16 protein-coding genes and 1 tRNA gene are annotated in these 16534 nt (G+C 62.2%); 8 read left to right on the plus strand and 9 right to left on the minus strand.

The features are described 5' to 3' along the window. The 6 genes from deoA to NKI96_RS04060 all read right to left on the minus strand — a co-directional run bounded on the left by deoA (position 1) and on the right by NKI96_RS04060 (position 6292). A complete protein-coding gene (gene deoA / locus NKI96_RS04035) occupies positions 1–1320 on the minus strand; it encodes a thymidine phosphorylase (RefSeq protein ID WP_352803009.1) in 1320 nt (439 codons plus the stop codon). After that, positions 1320–2138 (minus strand): purine-nucleoside phosphorylase, encoded by an 819-nt coding sequence (locus NKI96_RS04040; protein ID WP_023733523.1) that lies wholly within the window; start codon positions 2136–2138, stop codon positions 1320–1322. The genes deoA and NKI96_RS04040 overlap by 1 nt, the downstream gene beginning before the upstream one ends. Before the next feature lie 12 nt (positions 2139–2150). Further along, positions 2151–2543: a cytidine deaminase gene (cdd, locus tag NKI96_RS04045; RefSeq protein WP_023683183.1), complete on the minus strand. Its 393-nt coding sequence runs from the start codon at positions 2541–2543 to the stop codon at positions 2151–2153. A gap of 107 nt (positions 2544–2650) precedes the next feature. Then, a complete protein-coding gene (locus tag NKI96_RS04050; protein WP_023683182.1) occupies positions 2651–3622 on the minus strand; it encodes an ABC transporter permease in 972 nt (323 codons plus the stop codon). Position 3623: 1 nt separating this feature from the next. Beyond that, positions 3624–4763: an ABC transporter permease gene (locus NKI96_RS04055; protein WP_023686470.1), complete on the minus strand. Its 1140-nt coding sequence runs from the start codon at positions 4761–4763 to the stop codon at positions 3624–3626. Then, on the minus strand, positions 4760–6292 hold the full coding sequence (locus tag NKI96_RS04060; protein WP_023698756.1) for an ABC transporter ATP-binding protein: 1533 nt from the start codon (positions 6290–6292) through the stop codon (positions 4760–4762). Before NKI96_RS04060 ends, NKI96_RS04055 begins: the two co-directional genes overlap by 4 nt. 218 nt (positions 6293–6510) lie before the next feature. On the opposite strand from NKI96_RS04060, the gene NKI96_RS04065 reads away from it, so the two are divergent. Together NKI96_RS04065 and NKI96_RS04070 are read left to right on the plus strand one after the other, a co-directional pair. Further along, positions 6511–6717, plus strand: coding sequence for a SlyX family protein (locus tag NKI96_RS04065; protein WP_196813821.1), 207 nt, complete (start codon positions 6511–6513; stop codon positions 6715–6717). Positions 6718–6730: 13 nt separating this feature from the next. Further along, positions 6731–7144: a hypothetical protein gene (locus tag NKI96_RS04070; protein ID WP_352803012.1), complete on the plus strand. Its 414-nt coding sequence runs from the start codon at positions 6731–6733 to the stop codon at positions 7142–7144. Positions 7145–7461: 317 nt separating this feature from the next. On the opposite strand, the gene NKI96_RS04075 is transcribed toward NKI96_RS04070, so the two are convergent. The 3 genes from NKI96_RS04075 to NKI96_RS04085 all read right to left on the minus strand — a co-directional run bounded on the left by NKI96_RS04075 (position 7462) and on the right by NKI96_RS04085 (position 9890). Next, a complete protein-coding gene (locus NKI96_RS04075) occupies positions 7462–8451 on the minus strand; it encodes a BMP family lipoprotein (RefSeq protein ID WP_023683177.1) in 990 nt (329 codons plus the stop codon). 252 nt (positions 8452–8703) lie between these two features. Then, positions 8704–9027, minus strand: a complete 324-nt coding sequence (locus NKI96_RS04080) for a hypothetical protein (RefSeq protein WP_023683176.1) — start codon at positions 9025–9027, stop codon at positions 8704–8706. 116 nt (positions 9028–9143) lie between these two features. After that, complete coding sequence (locus NKI96_RS04085; RefSeq protein ID WP_352803015.1) at positions 9144–9890, minus strand: hypothetical protein; 747 nt, start codon at positions 9888–9890, stop codon at positions 9144–9146. Positions 9891–10249: 359 nt separating this feature from the next. On the opposite strand from NKI96_RS04085, the gene NKI96_RS04090 reads away from it, so the two are divergent. The 6 genes from NKI96_RS04090 (at position 10250) to NKI96_RS04115 (ending at position 16531) form a co-directional block, all read left to right on the plus strand. Next, positions 10250–10339 (plus strand) — tRNA-Ser (locus tag NKI96_RS04090). 283 nt (positions 10340–10622) lie between these two features. Beyond that, on the plus strand, positions 10623–11582 hold the full coding sequence (locus NKI96_RS04095; RefSeq protein ID WP_352803018.1) for a LysR family transcriptional regulator: 960 nt from the start codon (positions 10623–10625) through the stop codon (positions 11580–11582). Positions 11583–11734: 152 nt separating this feature from the next. Then, the gene (locus tag NKI96_RS04100; protein WP_352803020.1) at positions 11735–12748 is read left to right on the plus strand and encodes an amino acid ABC transporter substrate-binding protein; all 1014 of its coding nucleotides are present in this window, start codon (positions 11735–11737) and stop codon (positions 12746–12748) included. A gap of 230 nt (positions 12749–12978) precedes the next feature. Next, on the plus strand, positions 12979–14106 hold the full coding sequence (locus NKI96_RS04105; protein WP_352803022.1) for an amino acid ABC transporter permease: 1128 nt from the start codon (positions 12979–12981) through the stop codon (positions 14104–14106). An 18-nt stretch (positions 14107–14124) separates the two neighbouring features. Further along, complete coding sequence (locus NKI96_RS04110; protein WP_502900248.1) at positions 14125–15249, plus strand: amino acid ABC transporter permease; 1125 nt, start codon at positions 14125–14127, stop codon at positions 15247–15249. A gap of 49 nt (positions 15250–15298) precedes the next feature. Continuing rightward, entirely contained in the window at positions 15299–16531 is a 1233-nt protein-coding gene (locus NKI96_RS04115; protein ID WP_352803025.1) for a MalY/PatB family protein, read from the plus strand. Positions 16532–16534 lie beyond the last annotated feature (3 nt).

Genomic DNA, 16534 nt, shown 5'->3' on the forward strand with positions numbered 1-16534 from the left:
CTACCCGCGCGGCAGCACGCGCCGGATGACAGTCTTGTCGGTGGCTGGTTTCGACGCCCCGATCGTATAGGCCGAAAGCACGGCGGCTGCGGCCGCTTCGGCCTCCACTTGCGTGCGGGCGTGGACCAGCGCCAGCGGCTCGCCGGCCCGCACCTCGGCGCCGAGCGGCAGCAGCCTGGTGATGCCGACCGCATGGTCGATCCTGTCGTCCGGCCGCGTGCGCCCGCCACCGAGCCCGACCACAGCAAGGCCGATATCGCGGGTGGCAATAGCGGTGGCAAAACCGTTGCCTGTCGCCTTGACCGCAAACTCCACCGCCGCTTTCGGCAGGTATTTTTCCGGCTTCTCGACGAAATCGGCGGGACCGCCTAGGGCTGCGACCATACGCGCGAAGGCGGCTGCCGCGCGGCCGCCGGCCAGCGTCTCGGCCGCGCGCCTGAGACCGTCCTGATTGGAGGACGCCAGCCCTGCCGATTGCAGCATCTCGGCGGCCAGCGCCAGCGTCACATCCTCCAGTCGCTTGTCGCGGAGCCTCCCGGTGAGGAAATCGACGGCGTTGCGCACCTCGACCGCGTTGCCGGCCGCCGACGCCAGCGGCTCGTTCATACCGGTGACCAGCGCCGAGGCCTTCAGGCCGGCGCCGTTGGCGATCTCGACCAGGCTGTTGGCCAGTGCTGTCGCGTCGCGCGACTTCTCCATGAAGGCGCCATTGCCGACCTTGACGTCGAGCACCAGCGACTGCAGGCCGGCCGCGAGTTTCTTCGACAGAATAGAAGCAGTGATCAGCGGCACCGATTCCACCGTTCCGGTCACATCGCGGATCGCATAGAGGCGACGGTCGGCGGGCGCGAGATCGGCGGTCTGTCCGATGATGGCACAGCCGGTCTCGAGCACCGTCTTGCGGAAGCGCGCGATATCCGGCTGGCTGATATAGCCCGGGATGGCATCCATCTTGTCCAGCGTGCCGCCGGTATGGCCAAGGCCCCTGCCGGATATCATCGGCACATAGGCGCCGCAAGCGGCGACGATCGGCGCCAGCATCAGCGAGACATTGTCGCCAACGCCGCCGGTCGAATGTTTGTCGGTGACCGGACCCGGCAGGTCCGACCAGTCGAGCACATCGCCGGAATCGCGCATGGCGAGCGTCAGCGCCACCGCCTCGTCGCGGTTCATGCCGTTGAAGAACACCGCCATGGCAAAGGCGCCGACCTGACCGTCCGAGACGCTGCCCGAAGTCACGCCGGCGACAAAGGCCGAAATCTCCTGCGCCGACAGTTTCTGGCCATCGCGCTTGCGGCGGATGATTTCCTGGGGAAGCATCAGGCGTCGCCCTTCAGCTCCGGCAACCCATCCTGGAACACATGCGCAAGGATCGTCGCCAACCGTGCGCCGCCGATCGGCGCAATGTCCTTGGTCTCCTGGTGCGACAGTTCCGCCCCGGTCATCCCGGCGGCGAGATTGGTGATCACCGAACAGGCGGCTACGCGAAGCCCAAGGAAGCGGGCGAGAATGACCTCCGGCACGGTCGACATCCCTACCGCATTGGCGCCCATGACGCGCGCCATGCGGATTTCAGCAGGGGTTTCGAAGCACGGACCGGAAAACCACATATAGACGCCCTTGTGCAGCGCCGTCCCTGTCGCCTTCGCCGCCCGTTCGATCGCCGCGCGCAGGCCGGCATCATAGGCTTCGGTCAGGCCGACGAAGCGGCGGTCGCTAGGCTCGCCGATCAGCGGGTTGGAGCCGGAGAAATTGATGTGATCGGTGATCAGCATCACCGATCCAGGCAGCATGTCGGGATCGACCGAGCCGGCGGCATTGGTAAGGATCAGCTTGGTGATGCCGATGCCGGCAAGCACCTCCAGCGCCGGCCGCATCGCCGCAGCAACGCCGTGCTCGTAATAATGGGCGCGGCCGGACAGCATCAGCACCGGCGTGCCGGCGAAAAGCCCCGCGACCACCTCGCCGGCATGGCCAGTCACCCCGCTGCGGGGGAAACCCGGCAGGTCGGCATAAGAGATGCGCACGGCATTTTCGACCTGGTCGACAAGCCCGCCAAGGCCCGACCCCAGCACCATCGCCGTTGTCGGCGCCAACCCGTCCAGCCTTTCAACGAGGTGGTCCAGAGCTTCCTTCATATCAGCCAACTCTCACTTCAAAATGTCGCCACGAAACCCGTAGGGCAGCATGTCGCCCATCGTCACGGTCTCGACCACGCCGGTGTTGTCGCAAAGATAGAGCTTCGTGTCCGGCCGGCAGAACTCCGCCAGCCTTTGCCGGCAGCCGCCACAGGGCGAGCATTTGGCCATGCGCGAGGCAATGACGGCGATCTCGACGATCTTGCCGCCGCCGCCCATGATGTAATGGCCGAGCGCCGTGGTCTCGGCGCACCAGCCTTCCGGATAGGACGCGACCTCGATGTTGGCGCCGGTGAAGACACGGCCGTCTTCGGTGCGCAACGCCGCACCCACCGGAAACTTCGAATAGGGCGCGTAGGCCTTGGCCATGGCCTCCTGCGCGGCTTCGAACAGATCATGCGACATCTAGACGTTCTCTCCGACGATCGTGGTCAAAACCCGGCCATTTGCGTTTTCCTGGCGCCTTTCGAGCACCAGCCGCATGTTCGACACAGTGCTCCTGGGCGCCCGGATCAACGTTCCTTGACATAAGGCACGCCGCCGGCGCGCGGTGGGATCGCCTTGCCGATGAAGCCGGCAAGCAGGATCACGGTCAGCACATAGGGCAGCGCCTGCATGAACTGCACCGGCACCTTGCCGATCAACGGCAGCGGCGAACCCTGCAGGCGGATCGCCGCCGCGTCGAGGAAGCCGAACAGAAGACAGGCGAACATGGCGTTCACCGGTCGCCATTTGGCAAAGATCAGCGCCGCCAGTGCGATGTACCCCTTGCCCGCGGTCATGTCCTTCACGAAGCCGCCATTCTGCACCATCGAGAGGTAGGCGCCGGCAATGCCGGTCAGCACACCGGTGCAGATCAGGGCCCGGTAGCGCAGCCAGGCGACCGAAATGCCGGCGGTGTCGACGGCGGCCGGGTTCTCGCCGACGGCGCGTAGGCGCAGGCCGAAGCGGGTGCGAAACAACACCCACCAGGTGAACGGCACCATGGCGAAAGCGAGATAGACCAGGATCGAATGGCCAGAGAGCAGCTCGGAATAGATCGGCCCTATGATCGGCACGTCGTGGATCGCGGCAGCACCAGGCAGAGTGATGGCCTCGAAACGCTCGCCCGGCTGCAGCGCCGGCGTTCGCCCGCCCTGCTGGAACCAGGCTTGGCCCAGAATGATGGTCGAGCCGGCGGCGACGAAGTTGATGGCCACACCGGAGACGATCTGGTTGCCGCGATGGGTGATCGAGGCGAAGCCGTGCACCAGGGCAAAGGCGACCGACATCACGATCGCCATGCCGAGACCGAGGAAGGCCGAATGGAAGACCGAAGCGGCGGCCGCACCTGCAAAGGCGCCGACCAGCATCTTGCCTTCCAGCCCGATGTCGAAAACGCCGGCGCGTTCCGAATAGAGGCCGGCGAGGCAAGCGAGTAGCAGCGGCACCGACAGGCGTATGGTCGAGTCCAGGATCTGCACGATGGCGATGAAGACGTCCATCTCAGGCGCCCTTCCCTTTGACCGCTTCGATGCCGACCGACCTTGGACTGAACGAGGCGAACAGCGCCTGGACGTAGGGCCGGAACATGTGCTCCAGCGCACCGGCAAACAGGATGACCAAACCCTGGATGATGACGATCATGTCGCGGGAAATCGCCGGCATTTCGAAGGCAAGTTCGGCGCCGCCCTGGTAGAGCATGCCGAACAGGATCGCCGCCAGCACGATGCCGACCGGATGCAGTCGGCCCATCAGCGCCACGGCGATGCCGACGAAGCCGGCGCCGGAGACGAAATCGATCGCCACATTGTGCTGGTCGCCCATCACCGGGTTCAGCGTCATCATGCCGGCCAGCGCGCCCGAAATCATCATCGCGATGATGATGATGCGGGTCTCCGAAATGCCGGCATAGCGCGCCGCTTTCGGGCTGTGGCCATAGGTGCGCATCTCGTAGCCGAGCTTGGTGCGCCAGATCAGCAGCCAGACCAGGAATGCCATGAGCAGCGCCAGCAGGAAGCAGATGTTGAACGGCGCCGAGCGGATCTTGGCGCCGAACAGTTCGATGATCCAGTTGAGTTTGGGCAGTTCGGCGCCGGCGAGGAAGTTGCGCGTCTGCGGCGCCTGCGACGCCGCCGGCTTCAACGGCCCGACCAGGAGGTAGACCATGATCGAGGCTGCGATGAAGTTGAACATGATGGTCGTGATGACGATGTGCGACCCGCGCTTGGCCTGCAGATAGGCCGGGATCAGCGCCCACAGCGCACCGACGGCGGCTCCGGCGACGATCGCCAGCGGAAAGGTCAGCCACCACGGCAGCACAGTGTCGAAGGCGAGGCAGACCACGCCCACGCCAAGGCCGGCAATATAGGCCTGGCCCTCCGTCCCGATGTTGAACAGGCCGCAATGCGCGGCCACCGCCACCGACAGGCCGGTGAAGATGAAGGTGGTGGCATAGAACAGCGTGAAGGCAATGCCGGTTCCCTTGCCGAAAGCGCCCTCGACCAGGATGACGGCGGCACGAAACGGGTTTTCGCCGACCAGCATGACGACGAAACCGGCAACGATGAAAGCCACTGACAGATTGATCAGCGGGATCAGCCCATAATCGGCCCAGGCCGGCAGTTTGGCGTAAGGCGTGCTCACTCTGCCGCCTCCTGGCGATCGACGCCCGCCATCAGCAGGCCAAGCTCGCCCTCGGTCGCCTCCGGGCCACGTTCGCCGACGATGCGCCCGGCAAACATCACCAGGATGCGGTCCGACAGCGAACGGATCTCGTCGAGCTCGACCGACACCACCAGCACCGCCTTGCCCTGGTCGCGCATGGCAATCAGCCGCTTGTGGATGAATTCTATGGCGCCGACATCGACGCCGCGCGTCGGCTGGCCGACGATCAGAACACCGGGATCCTGCTCCATTTCTCGCGCCAGCACGATCTTCTGCTGGTTGCCGCCGGAGAAATTCGCCGTCTTCAGACGCGGATTGCCGGGACGGATGTCGTATTTCTCGATCTTGTCCTTGGCATCGGTCATGATGGCGTCGATGTTGAGGAACGGCCCTTTGAGGTAGCGCGGGTCGTCATGGTAGCCGAGGATCGAATTCTCGTTCTCCTCGAAGGCCAGCACCAGGCCGACATGATGGCGGTCCTCCGGCACATGGGCGAGCCCACGGTCGCGCAACTCGCCGGGATCGGCGGCCCCGGTCAGGTCGATCGGCTTGCCATCGAGCATCACCGAGCCGGAAACCGCGCGCCTGATGCCGGAAATCGCCTCGAGCAGTTCGGACTGGCCGTTGCCGGCGACACCGGCAATGCCGACGATCTCGCCGGCGTGGATATCGAAGGAGATGTCGTCGACCATGGTGACGCCGCGCTGGTCTTTCACCGTCAGGTTCTTGACCGCGAGCTTGACCGCGCCGGCCTCCGTCTCGCCCTTTTCGACCCGCAGCAGCACGCGCCGTCCGACCATCAGTTCGGCCAGTTCGCCGACTGTCGTCTTGCTGGTCTCGCGCGTCGCCACCATCGTGCCCTGGCGCATGACCGAGACATTGTCGGTGATGGCCATGATCTCGCGCAGCTTGTGGGTGATCAGCACCACCGTTTTCCCCTGGTCCTTCAATTGCCTGAGGATGCGGAACAGATGGTCGGCCTCGGCCGGCGTCAACACGCCCGTCGGCTCGTCGAGAATCAGGATTTCGGCACCGCGATAAAGCGCCTTGAGGATTTCCACACGCTGCTGCAGGCCGACCGGCAATTCCTCGATGATGGCGTCGGGATCGACTTCCAGCCCGTATTCGCGCTCGAGCCGCTCCAGTTCGGAGCGCGCCTTGGCGATGCTCTTTTTCAACAGCGCATCGCTTTCGGCGCCGAGGATGATGTTTTCCAGCACGGTGAAATTGTCGACCAGCATGAAGTGCTGATGCACCATGCCGATGCCGAGCGCGATGGCGTCGTTGGAGGTCTTGATCGACGCCGGCTTGCCGCCGACGCGGATCTCGCCGCTGTCGGCCTGATAGAAGCCATAGAGGATCGACATCAGCGTCGACTTGCCGGCGCCGTTCTCGCCGACGATGCCATGGATGGTGCCGCGTGCGATCTCCAGATTGATGTCGCGATTGGCGCGAACGGCGCCAAAACTCTTGTTGATGCCGATCAGTTCGATTGCGGCTTGCGCCATGCAGCCTGTCCCACTCTTATTTTTTTATCGCTTGGTCAAAACGCCTAGCATGATGCCCCACCCGTGCCAATTGGCGGCGCAGTGGCCACTCTCGACAAATCCCGGTGCGCTTGTCAATTTCGAACGTGGCCGCAGACCTTCACATTCACTAATATGCAAGGCTCAACAGTCGCATCATGCTGCAACTGCGTGCACCAGGACCTGGGGAGTTTCGAATGATCATGCCTGTCGACCGGCTGACGACGCTGGAAATCCGCGCCGCCGAGCAGGAAAAAACCATCGAGGAACTGTCGGGCCAGATCGCCGAACAGTGGACGGCGATCGAACGCATGCAGCGCAAGCTCGATGCCCTGACCGGGCGCTTCATGGCTCTGGAGGAACAATCGGCACCCGACGTGCCGATAACCAAACCGCCGCACTGGTAGCAAGGAGAAGCCTATGGCCGGTGAAAGCGACCGCGTTGCGCGGGCGGGCGATTATGTGCTTGGCCTGATGAACGATCGCGACCGCGAACGTGCCGAGCGCGACCTGGAGATCGATCCCGCCTTCCGCGACACGGTGATGCGGCTGGCCGAGCGCATGCATGTCTTCGACCGCACGGGGCGGCCCTCGGGCGACGGCGATCGCTGGCGGCTGATCTCGCAACGCATCGCCGAACTGCCGCAGATGCGTGTGGTCGGCCACGACGAAGCGAAGCCGGTGATCGGCAGACTGGAGCGGAAGCCCTATGGCGTCGGCGTGCATTCGCTCGGTGGCCGACGCGGCTTCGCTATCGCCATTACGCTGATGGTGGTGTTTGCGCTGGGTTATCTCTTGGGCTTGTTGTCGACCGGCGGTGCGCTTCTGCCCTGACGTCCAAGGCAATCGCATATGGATTCTTGCGAAGAAGGACCCGCAACGCCGGAACTGCCGATCTCCCCCCTTGCGGGGGAGATGGCCGGCAGGCCAGAGGGGGGTGTGAAGGATCGCCAACCTGAATGGCTCCAGAATGAACCGTAATTGGCTGTTAGGCCGAGGGACAGCACCCCCCTCTGCCTTGCCAGGCATCTCCCCCGCAAGGGGGGAGATCGGACGTCGCCGAGACCTCCGCCAATCCTCAACGTCCTTTAAAGCCCTCAAACAAAACCGCCGGGCTTTCACCCGGCGGTTCGTAAGCGAATTCTTATCAATCAATACGGGCAGGCGTTGTCGGCGGTGTAGTCGTGCACCTGGATCGTGCCGGCGATGATGTCGGCCTTGGCCTTTTCGACGGCAGCCTTCATCTCGTCGGTGACCAGCGCCTTGTTGTTGTCGTCCATGGCGTAGTCGACGCCGCCTTCCTTGAGGCCGAGATTTTGCAGGCCGCCTTTGAAGGTGCCGTTCTTGCCGTCCATGAAGGCGGTGTAAACGGCCACGTCGACGCGCTTCAGCATCGAGGTCAGCACCTTGCCGGGCTGCAGGCCGTTCTGGTTGGAATCGACGCCGATGCCGAGCTTGCCGGCATCCGCCGCCGCCTGCAGCACGCCGACGCCGGTGCCGCCGGCCGCAGCATAGACCACGTCGGAGCCCTGGTCGATCTGTGTCTTGGCGATCTCGCCGCCCTTGGCCGGATCGTTCCACGCCGCGGGCGTGTCACCGGTCATGTTCTGGATGACATCGGTCGCACCGGCCGCCTTGGCGCCGCCGACATAGCCGCATTCGAACTTGCGGATCAGCGGAATGTCCATGCCGCCGATGAAGGACACCTTCTTGGACTTCGAGGCCATCGCCGCCAGGATGCCGACGAGATAGGAGCCTTCGTTTTCCTTGAACACAAGCGAGCGGACATTGGGCATATCGACGGCATCGTCGATGATGGCGAAGTTGAGATCGGGATATTCCTTCGCGACCACCTTCAGCGCATCCTCCCAGGCAAACCCGGCCATGACGATCGGGTTGCGGCCGTCCTCGGCGAAGCGGCGCAGCGCCTGCTCGCGTTGCGAGGCGTTCGACACTTCGAACTCGACATAGGCGGTGCCGGTCTCGGTCTTGAACTTTTCGGCGCCGTGATAGGCAGCCTCGTTGAAGGATTTGTCGAACTTGCCGCCGAGATCGTAGAGGATGGCCGGCTGGACATCCGCGGCGAAAGCCGGAAGAACCATTGCGGTTGCGGCCAGGAGGCCGAGAACGATACGTTTCATGTGATCCACACCCTGTCGGTTATTTTTTTCCGTTACGCGCCGTCCGCCTGCCCGGTTCTCCGGCAGGCATGCGGCATCAGCCAGGAGTGTACTCCCCTCCCGCTCAAGGCAATCTCGCACGGCCCGAAACAAAATTCACGCGGAATTTTGACCTTTTGGAAAAGCATGCCCCCCGTTGGAAAAACATGCCCAATGCGGTGACAGCTGTGGACGATTGCCGCGTTGTCGTCGCAAGTCCGCCGGCACAACCCATCAGCCCGGCGCGAATTCTCCGCCGCGCCGCCGGCGCCGGTAGCCGATCGCATAGAGGATGAAGGCAAGCACCGCGAACACGGCAAACCCCGGCTGGGCAAGCACCCAGGCGATGCCGCCATCCCATATCATCGGATTGACCTTGGCGCGCACGAAGGTCTCGAAGGCCGCGCGGGTGTCGGGCGAAACCGCCAGCCAGCTCGAATTCAGCGGCGTCATGACCAATGTGGAAGCCGCCACCGAGCGCGTCGCGTCGAGCACGGCCATGATGACGGCGACCGAGAGTGCGATCATGGCCGCGAGGCGAAACAAAAAACGCAACATCGAAATCTTCCCCGGTCCTCAAGTTCCTCCCGAGGACCTTCCGGTCAAAGGCGAGGAATAGAATGCGCACGCCCGGCGTGCAATCGCCATACGCGAATTTGAAGCCTATCGCCCGCCTATATGGCCACCTTTCGGCTCCGCCGATGGACGAGCCAGACGCCGAGGACGCCGCCGCCAATGGCCCCGACCACCAGCCCGGCAAGGCCGATGAACACGGCGAAGTAGCCGCAGCCGCCTTCGAAACAGCTGATGTCGGTGGCTTCGGCGATCCCCGCGCCGAGCGCGAAGCCGGCGACAGTGCCGACGACGGCGCCGAGGGTGATGCCGGCCAGCGCGGCGACGATCGAACTAAAGGCTGACGGTGCCTGCGCTTCCGCCCTTGCATAAAAGGCCTTGGCCTCGTCGCGGCGGCGCAGCAGGTAAATGCAAAACAGGCCGATGACGATTTCGGTGGCGGCGATCGCAAGCTCCCTGGCGGAGACGGTGAAATCGGGCACGGTCAGCGCATAGACCTGCTCGGCCAGCCGCCAGGCGATGGTGGTGATCTGCCAGATGGTGAAATGACGCGGAAAGCGCGCGGAACGGCTTAAGGCGAGGCCGAGCAGATAAAGCCCCCACACGATGGTGACGATGTCGAAGGCCAGTCCGCCAAGCACGAAATAGAAGACCCTGTCCGGCAGGCCGGAACTCTCGAACAGCCACCGCGCCGAGACCAGCCAGTAGACCGACCATGCCATGACGAAGAGGAGCCAGACCACGGGCACGAAGGAGAGCCCGCTGTCCGGACGCCCTGCGGGCGTCAGCCCGCCTGGCATGCCTCCGGCCGGCGTTCCGCTGGCCGGCTGTTCATTGCTCGATGTCATGTCTGGACGTTGCCCCCGCAAAGCCTCCGCCGCACTCGACAGGTGGCGAGGGGCGAAGTCAAGCGCGGCCGGCCCTGCCGCCTTGCCCGTGCACACCATTCAGAACCGAAGCGCCTTAGAAGCGGAGCCGTTCAACGCCCCGCGAAACGATGCATGGCCGGCAAAGCGAATAGACTGCCGTTATGGCTTGGCATTCGGCGCCGGATCGACTAGATGAGCCCCGCGCCTGTTTGATTGACGGGCGCCGGGAAGGGCATCCGCTGGTTGGCGGTGTCCATCAAGCGGGTCTTCCCGCAAATCCCAAAGGGATGCATCTCCCCAACCCGCGTGGCAAAACCGGCCGGCGCGAATGCAAGGACGGAGAGGTGGCCGAGTGGTTGAAGGCGCACGCCTGGAAAGTGTGTTTACGGGAGACCGTAACGCGGGTTCGAATCCCGCTCTCTCCGCCATTATCAAGCCAATGAAACCGCCTGCGATTTCCCACCCAGCGGGTGCGGCTGACTTTACTTCACATGCTCGCCCTGGGTTCATGGCGGATTGCCGGCTTGCTCGCCAAGCCAGGCTCAGAAATGCCGCGGAGCGATCCGGCGGTCGCCGTCACCTGTTCAACCGCCAGAGTTTCAAAGGCGTAGCCGGACCTCTGTCTTCACTCTTCGTGCCCCATCTGTCACCGTCGCAACCAACGCGTTAGTGCCGCCTGGTGCGGTCTCAGGTCGCAGATGAGGTAATTCCATGAATTATAACGATATCGACCTCAATCTATTGCGGGTCTTTGACGTGATGATGCGGGAAAGGAGCGTGACGCGGGCGGCTACCGAATTGGGCAGAACACAATCAGCTGTAAGCCACTCCCTGTCGAAGCTTCGGTATCTATTGCGGGATGAATTGTTCACCAGAGATGGCGGCGAGATGCGGCCGACTCCCCGGGCAGTTGAGCTGCTGTCGAATATTTCCGCCGCACTCGCAACGATCCGCGCATCGATCGACCGGCATCAGATCTTCAATCCAGCAACGACGCGGCGCAACTTTCGCGTTGGACTTACAGATTATCATGCCATGGTTTTCATCCCGGGCCTCATTCGAGAATTTTCCAGGCAAGCTCCTGGCGCTACGCTGAACGTCATTCCCGCAAACGGACCCGAAATCGGTTCATCGGTCTATCTGAGACAAGTTGACTGCGCGCTGACGGGAGCAGCGATACGCGATGACCCAGGTCTCTTGAAGGTGGAGCTTGGCCAGGACCGATTGTTTTGCGCAGTGTGGAGCGGAAGCAAGATCGCCAGAAGCGCAATGACGCTGGAAACCTATCTGGCCAGTTCTCACCTCCAGATTTCCGCAGATGGCCTGGCGGAAGGCCTCGCGGATGCCGCCCTCAAACAGATGGGTCTTCGCCGCAATGTCGTTGCGACCATCTCGAACTATCCGGTGCTGCCCTGGGCGCTTCGCGGCACTGAACTGATTACCCATTGCGGTGATGCCATCCTGCAAATGCTGGATGAGAGGAGTGAGGTGACGTTGGTCCCGCCACCCCTTCCGATAGCGAATGTGAATGCCTGGCTTATTGTTCACCGCCAGATGGCGAATGACCCGGGAACCAGGTGGCTCCGGGAAATCATCGTGGGAATCTACAACGAATCGCGGAGCAAGAGACACCAAGGCACCGTCGGAGCACCGGGGTCGGCCGTAAAATAGGTCGCGCGCGCTGCTTCACCACTCAACCGCTTTTCAGCTGGGAGTGCTTCGCAACTATGAGCAGCGCTCATTTTCACCATGAGAACAATCGATTTGACGAATACTTGGGCTGGAGAGCACATTCCCTTCAACAATAACAGGGGAATGCCGAAATGAGATCAACGTTCAAGGGCCTACTTGCCCTCGCCATCGCGTGCACCGCCTCCTCGGCGTGGTCCGCAACCCTCGATAATGTCAAGAAAAATGGCGTGCTGACCTGTGGCACGAATTCGGCCACGGCTGGCTTCAGCCTTCCCGACAATGAAGGCAAATGGACCGGATTTGTCGTCGATTATTGTCGCGCCGTGGCCGCTGCCGTGCTCGGGGACGCGCAAAAGGTCAAGTTAATCCCATTGACGCCAAAGGATCGCTTCACCGCCTTGCAGTCGGGAGAGATCGACATTCTCGCCCACAACGCAACCTGGACATCGTCCCGCGATACGTCGCTAGGCATACTGTTTGCCGGCACGTATTTCTATGACGGCCAGGGGTTCATGGTGCGCAAGGCGGACAATATCACGTCAGCCAAGGGACTTGACGGCGCATCGATATGCGTCACCCAGGGCACCACGACCGAGTTGAACCTTGCCGATTATTTTCGCTCGCAGTCGATCAAGTACACGACGGTTGGTTTCGCAGACGAGGAAGCTGTAGTGAAGGCTTATGAGGAGGGACGTTGCGACGTCTTGTCCGCAGACACCTCCACCTTGAACGCGTCGCGGCTTCGCATGGCCAAGCCGGACGACAGCATTGTTCTTCCCGAGCTGATCTCCAAGGAGCCGCTTGGCCCGGCCGTGCGGCAGGGTGACGACCAGTGGCTCAATGTGGCGAAGTGGACGCTCTACGTCATGGTGGCCGCGGAGGAATACGGGGTCACCTCCAAGAACGTCGATGCCATGAAATCGTCGGACAACCCCAGCATCCGCCGCTTGCTTGGCGTGGACGGCAGCATAGGCAAGGACATCGGGCTCGGCGATAACTGGCCGGTCGAGGTGATCAAGCAGGTCGGCAATTACGGCGAAGTGTTTGATCGCAATGTCGGCAAGGATTCGCCGCTGAAAATGGAGCGCGGCATGAACGCGCTCTGGAACCAAGGCGGCGTTCAATACGCTCCGCCGATCCGCTAACGCATGTCGCTCAAAAATGGCCCCGGTTTTGAGACACGACATGCATAACGAAGACCCTAAAGCGCGTCGCCTGAGTCCGTTCAATGGCGACGCGCTTTAGGCAAAGGCATGGTTGCAAGGCGCTGGCGTGTTACCGTCAGCGCCTTGCACGGACCCGATAGGAACAGCCCATGTCCCATTTGTCGCTTCCCGCGCCGTCGCGCAGGAGGTTGTCGCTGCACGATACGAAGGTGCGGGGCATCTTCTACCAGCTCTTGCTCGCCGGCTGCCTGCTGGCCTTGGCCCTGGGCATCGGCATGCAGACTGCATCGAATATGCGGGTCCGGGGGATTCCGCTCTCATTCGACTTTTGGAATGAGTCTGCCGGCTTCGACATCAATCAAACCCTGATACCGTACGATGCATTGTCCAGCTACGGTCAGGCGTTCTGGGTGGGAGTGGTCAACACCCTCTACGTCAGTGTCCTCGCAATCCTGTTTGCGACCTTGCTTGGCTTCGTCATCGGCGTTGCCCGCCTGTCGCCGAACTGGATCGTTTCGAAGGTGGCGACCGCCTATGTCGAGCTTGTGCGCAATGTTCCGTTATTGCTGCAGCTGCTGTTCTGGTACAACGCCGTCCTCAAGCCGTTGCCCTCGCCGAAGGCGTCCATCGCCATTCCCGGCGGCATCTACCTCAACAATCGCGGCCTCATCGTTCCGGAGATTCATTTGCATCCGGGAGCGGGTCTGGTGGGCCTGGCATTCGTTGCGGCCATTTCCTGCTGCGTTGCATTCTGGTTTCGCGCCAGGAGCGTCCAGAGACGGACGGGCAAGCAGCTGCCGGTGCTTCTGGTCAGTCTGGCGATCTTGACAGGATTTCCGTTGGTCCTTTTCCTGGCGGCTGGCGAGCCGGTCTCGTTCGTCGCTCCGCAGCTGCGGGGTTTCAATTTTCAAGGCGGGCATCAGCTCTATCCGGAGTTTGCCGCTCTCCTGATCGGTCTGTCGGTCTACACCGGTTCATACATCGCCGAGATCGTGCGAGGTGGAATCCAGGCAGTGCCAAAGGGCCAGACCGAGGCTGCGCATGCGCTGGGGCTGGCGCCGGGCAAGACGCTTCGTCTGGTCGTCGTTCCCCAGGCGCTGCGCATCATCATTCCCCCTTTGACAAGCCAGTATCTCAACCTCATCAAGAACTCGTCGCTTGCCGTGTTCATCGGCTATCCCGACCTCGTTCAGATCTTTGCCGGCACGGTGCTCAATCAGACCGGAGCCGCCGTCCAGGTCATGGCGATTACCCTGTCGGTCTATCTCGTCATCTCCCTTGCCACGTCGTTGGTCATGAACGCGTGTAACCGACATTTTGCAATTGTTGAAAGGTGACGGATGAGCGATCAGTCCATGCGTTCGCCAGTTGACATCAGCGCGCTCATACCAGCCATGGCGCCTCCCGCGGACGTTCGACCGGGTCCAGTGAGCTGGATGAAAAAGAACCTGTTTTCGACGCCGTCTTCAGGCGCGCTGACAATATGCTTTGTCCTCCTCGCCGCGTGGCTGCTGCATCACTTCCTGAGCTTTGCGATCTTCAACGCGGTCTGGAGCGGCGGCCACGAAGCTTGCCGTGCGAACAGCCAGGGGGCTTGCTGGCCTTTCATCGCCGAGAAGTTCGACTACCTGCGATACGGCGCGTATCCGGTTTCCGAGCGGTGGCGGGTGGACCTTGCGCAGGCGATCGGCGCCATCCTCATCGTTTGGCTCCTGTGGACGAAGGCTCCGCGGCGCAAAGTGGCGGCGTTGCTGTTCTTCCTCGTCTACCCCGTGGCCGCGTTCGTTCTCGTGCGCGGCGTTGCCTGGCTTCATTTGCCTGTCATCGATACGACGCTCTGGGGCGGTCTCTTGATCACGTTGCTGATGTCGACCGTGGGTATCGTCTTCTCGCTTCCGATCGGGGTTATCCTGGCGCTTGGACGCAGGTCGGAACTCCCTTTCGTCAAGACGGTTTGCGTCACGTTCATCGAAGTCGTCCGCGGCGTGCCGTTTATCACAGTGTTGTTCATGGCGAACTTCATGATGCCGCTCTTCGTCCCGGATTATCTGACGCCTGATCGTCTGTTGCGCCCGCTCATCGCGATAGCGTTGTTCTCGTCCGCCTATATGGCCGAGGTCGTGAGAGCCGGCCTTCAGGCGATCCCGAAGGGCCAATACGAAGCGGCCAAGGCGCTCGGGATCGGCTACTTCGACATGATGCGCCTGATCGTCCTCCCTCAGGCGTTGACGATCGTCATACCGAGCATCGTCTCGACCTTCATCGGTCTGTTCAAAGACACGACTCTGGTCGCCGTCGTCGGCATCGCGGATTTTCTGAAGGCCGTCGAAACGGCGCGCGTCGATCCGAACTGGGCAGGCCCGACGATCTCATCAACCGGCTACCTCTTTGCGGGGCTGGTCTACTGGAGCTTTTGCTTCGGCATGTCGCGTTACTCGCAATCTGTGGAGCGCGAATTGGCGCGTGGCCACAAATCCTAGGAGGCGCTGATGATGCCGCAAGCAATGCCCGCGGCAAGGTGACTATCAAATGGCTTGTGCAGACACGCCCGCATCGGCGCTTGGGCAACGACATATCGCGGGAATAGATTTCGACCAGATCCACGACCGTCAGCAGTTCGGATCCGTCAAATGGGCCAACCAGTGGGACGAGTTCTCTCCCCAGGTCGAGGGCCAGGACCTGCTGTCGCTGTGGACGGCGGATATGGACTTCCGCGCTCCAGAAACCGTCATCGCGCGACTGCGCGAGGCCGCGGAGCATGGCATTTACGGCTACACACGCCGCGATCCGCGCCACTATGAGATCGTGCAATCGTGGTTCGCGCACCGGCACAACTGGTCGCCGAAACTGGAGACCTTGCTTCCCGCGCCGGCGATTATGCCGTCGGTGGCTGCGATACTGCGAACCTTCACCAAGCCCGGTGACGGCGTCATTGTGCAGTCGCCCGTGTACTCGCCCTATTTCGAAGTTGTTCAGGGAAACGGGCGGGTTCTGCTTACGAACCGGCTGAGGCTGCGGAACAACAGATATGAACTCGATCTGGAGGATTTCGAGAAACTGGCGGCCGGCGGTGCCAAGGCATTCCTGCTGTGCAATCCTCACAACCCTGCCGGAATGGCCTGGACACGCGAAGAATTGGCGGCGCTCAACGACGTCTGCGAGCGCCATGGGATCCTGGTCATATCGGACGACATTCACTGCGACATAAGGTTGTCGGATCGTCCTCACATCGTCTTCTCCTCCATCTCGGAAGATGCTGCGGAGAAATCGTTCATCTGCACCGCTCCAACGAAGACTTTCAATCTTGCCGGGGTTCCTTCGGCAACGATTTCGGTAGCCAGCAAAAAGCGCCGCGAGGCGCTTCTTGCCGCAATGCAGGCGTCATTCATGGTGAATGCGAACTTTTTCGGCCGCCTGGCCCTGGAGGTTGCTTACAGCAGCGGCGCGGCATGGCTCGACCAACTCACGCGCTACATCGCCGGCAACATCGATCTGGTTTGCGAGTTCGCCGGTGAACACCTTCCAGGCATCACGCCCATGCGGCCCGACGCATCGTTTCTGGTGTGGTTGGACGCGTGCGCGCTCGATGGCCGAGTGGGTGGAATTCAGAAATTCTTTGTCGATCGGGCCGGGGTTAATCTCTATGACGGCCGCGTCTATGGGCCTGGCGGCGAAGGCTTCATTCGCCTGAATGTCGGCTGCCCGCGTCCCCTGTTGCGCCAAGGGCTGGAGCGCATGTCCAGCGCGCTGGCATCCCTGTGATCG

This window comes from Mesorhizobium sp. M0292 (assembly GCF_040321695.1).
GTDB lineage: Bacteria > Pseudomonadota > Alphaproteobacteria > Rhizobiales > Rhizobiaceae > Mesorhizobium.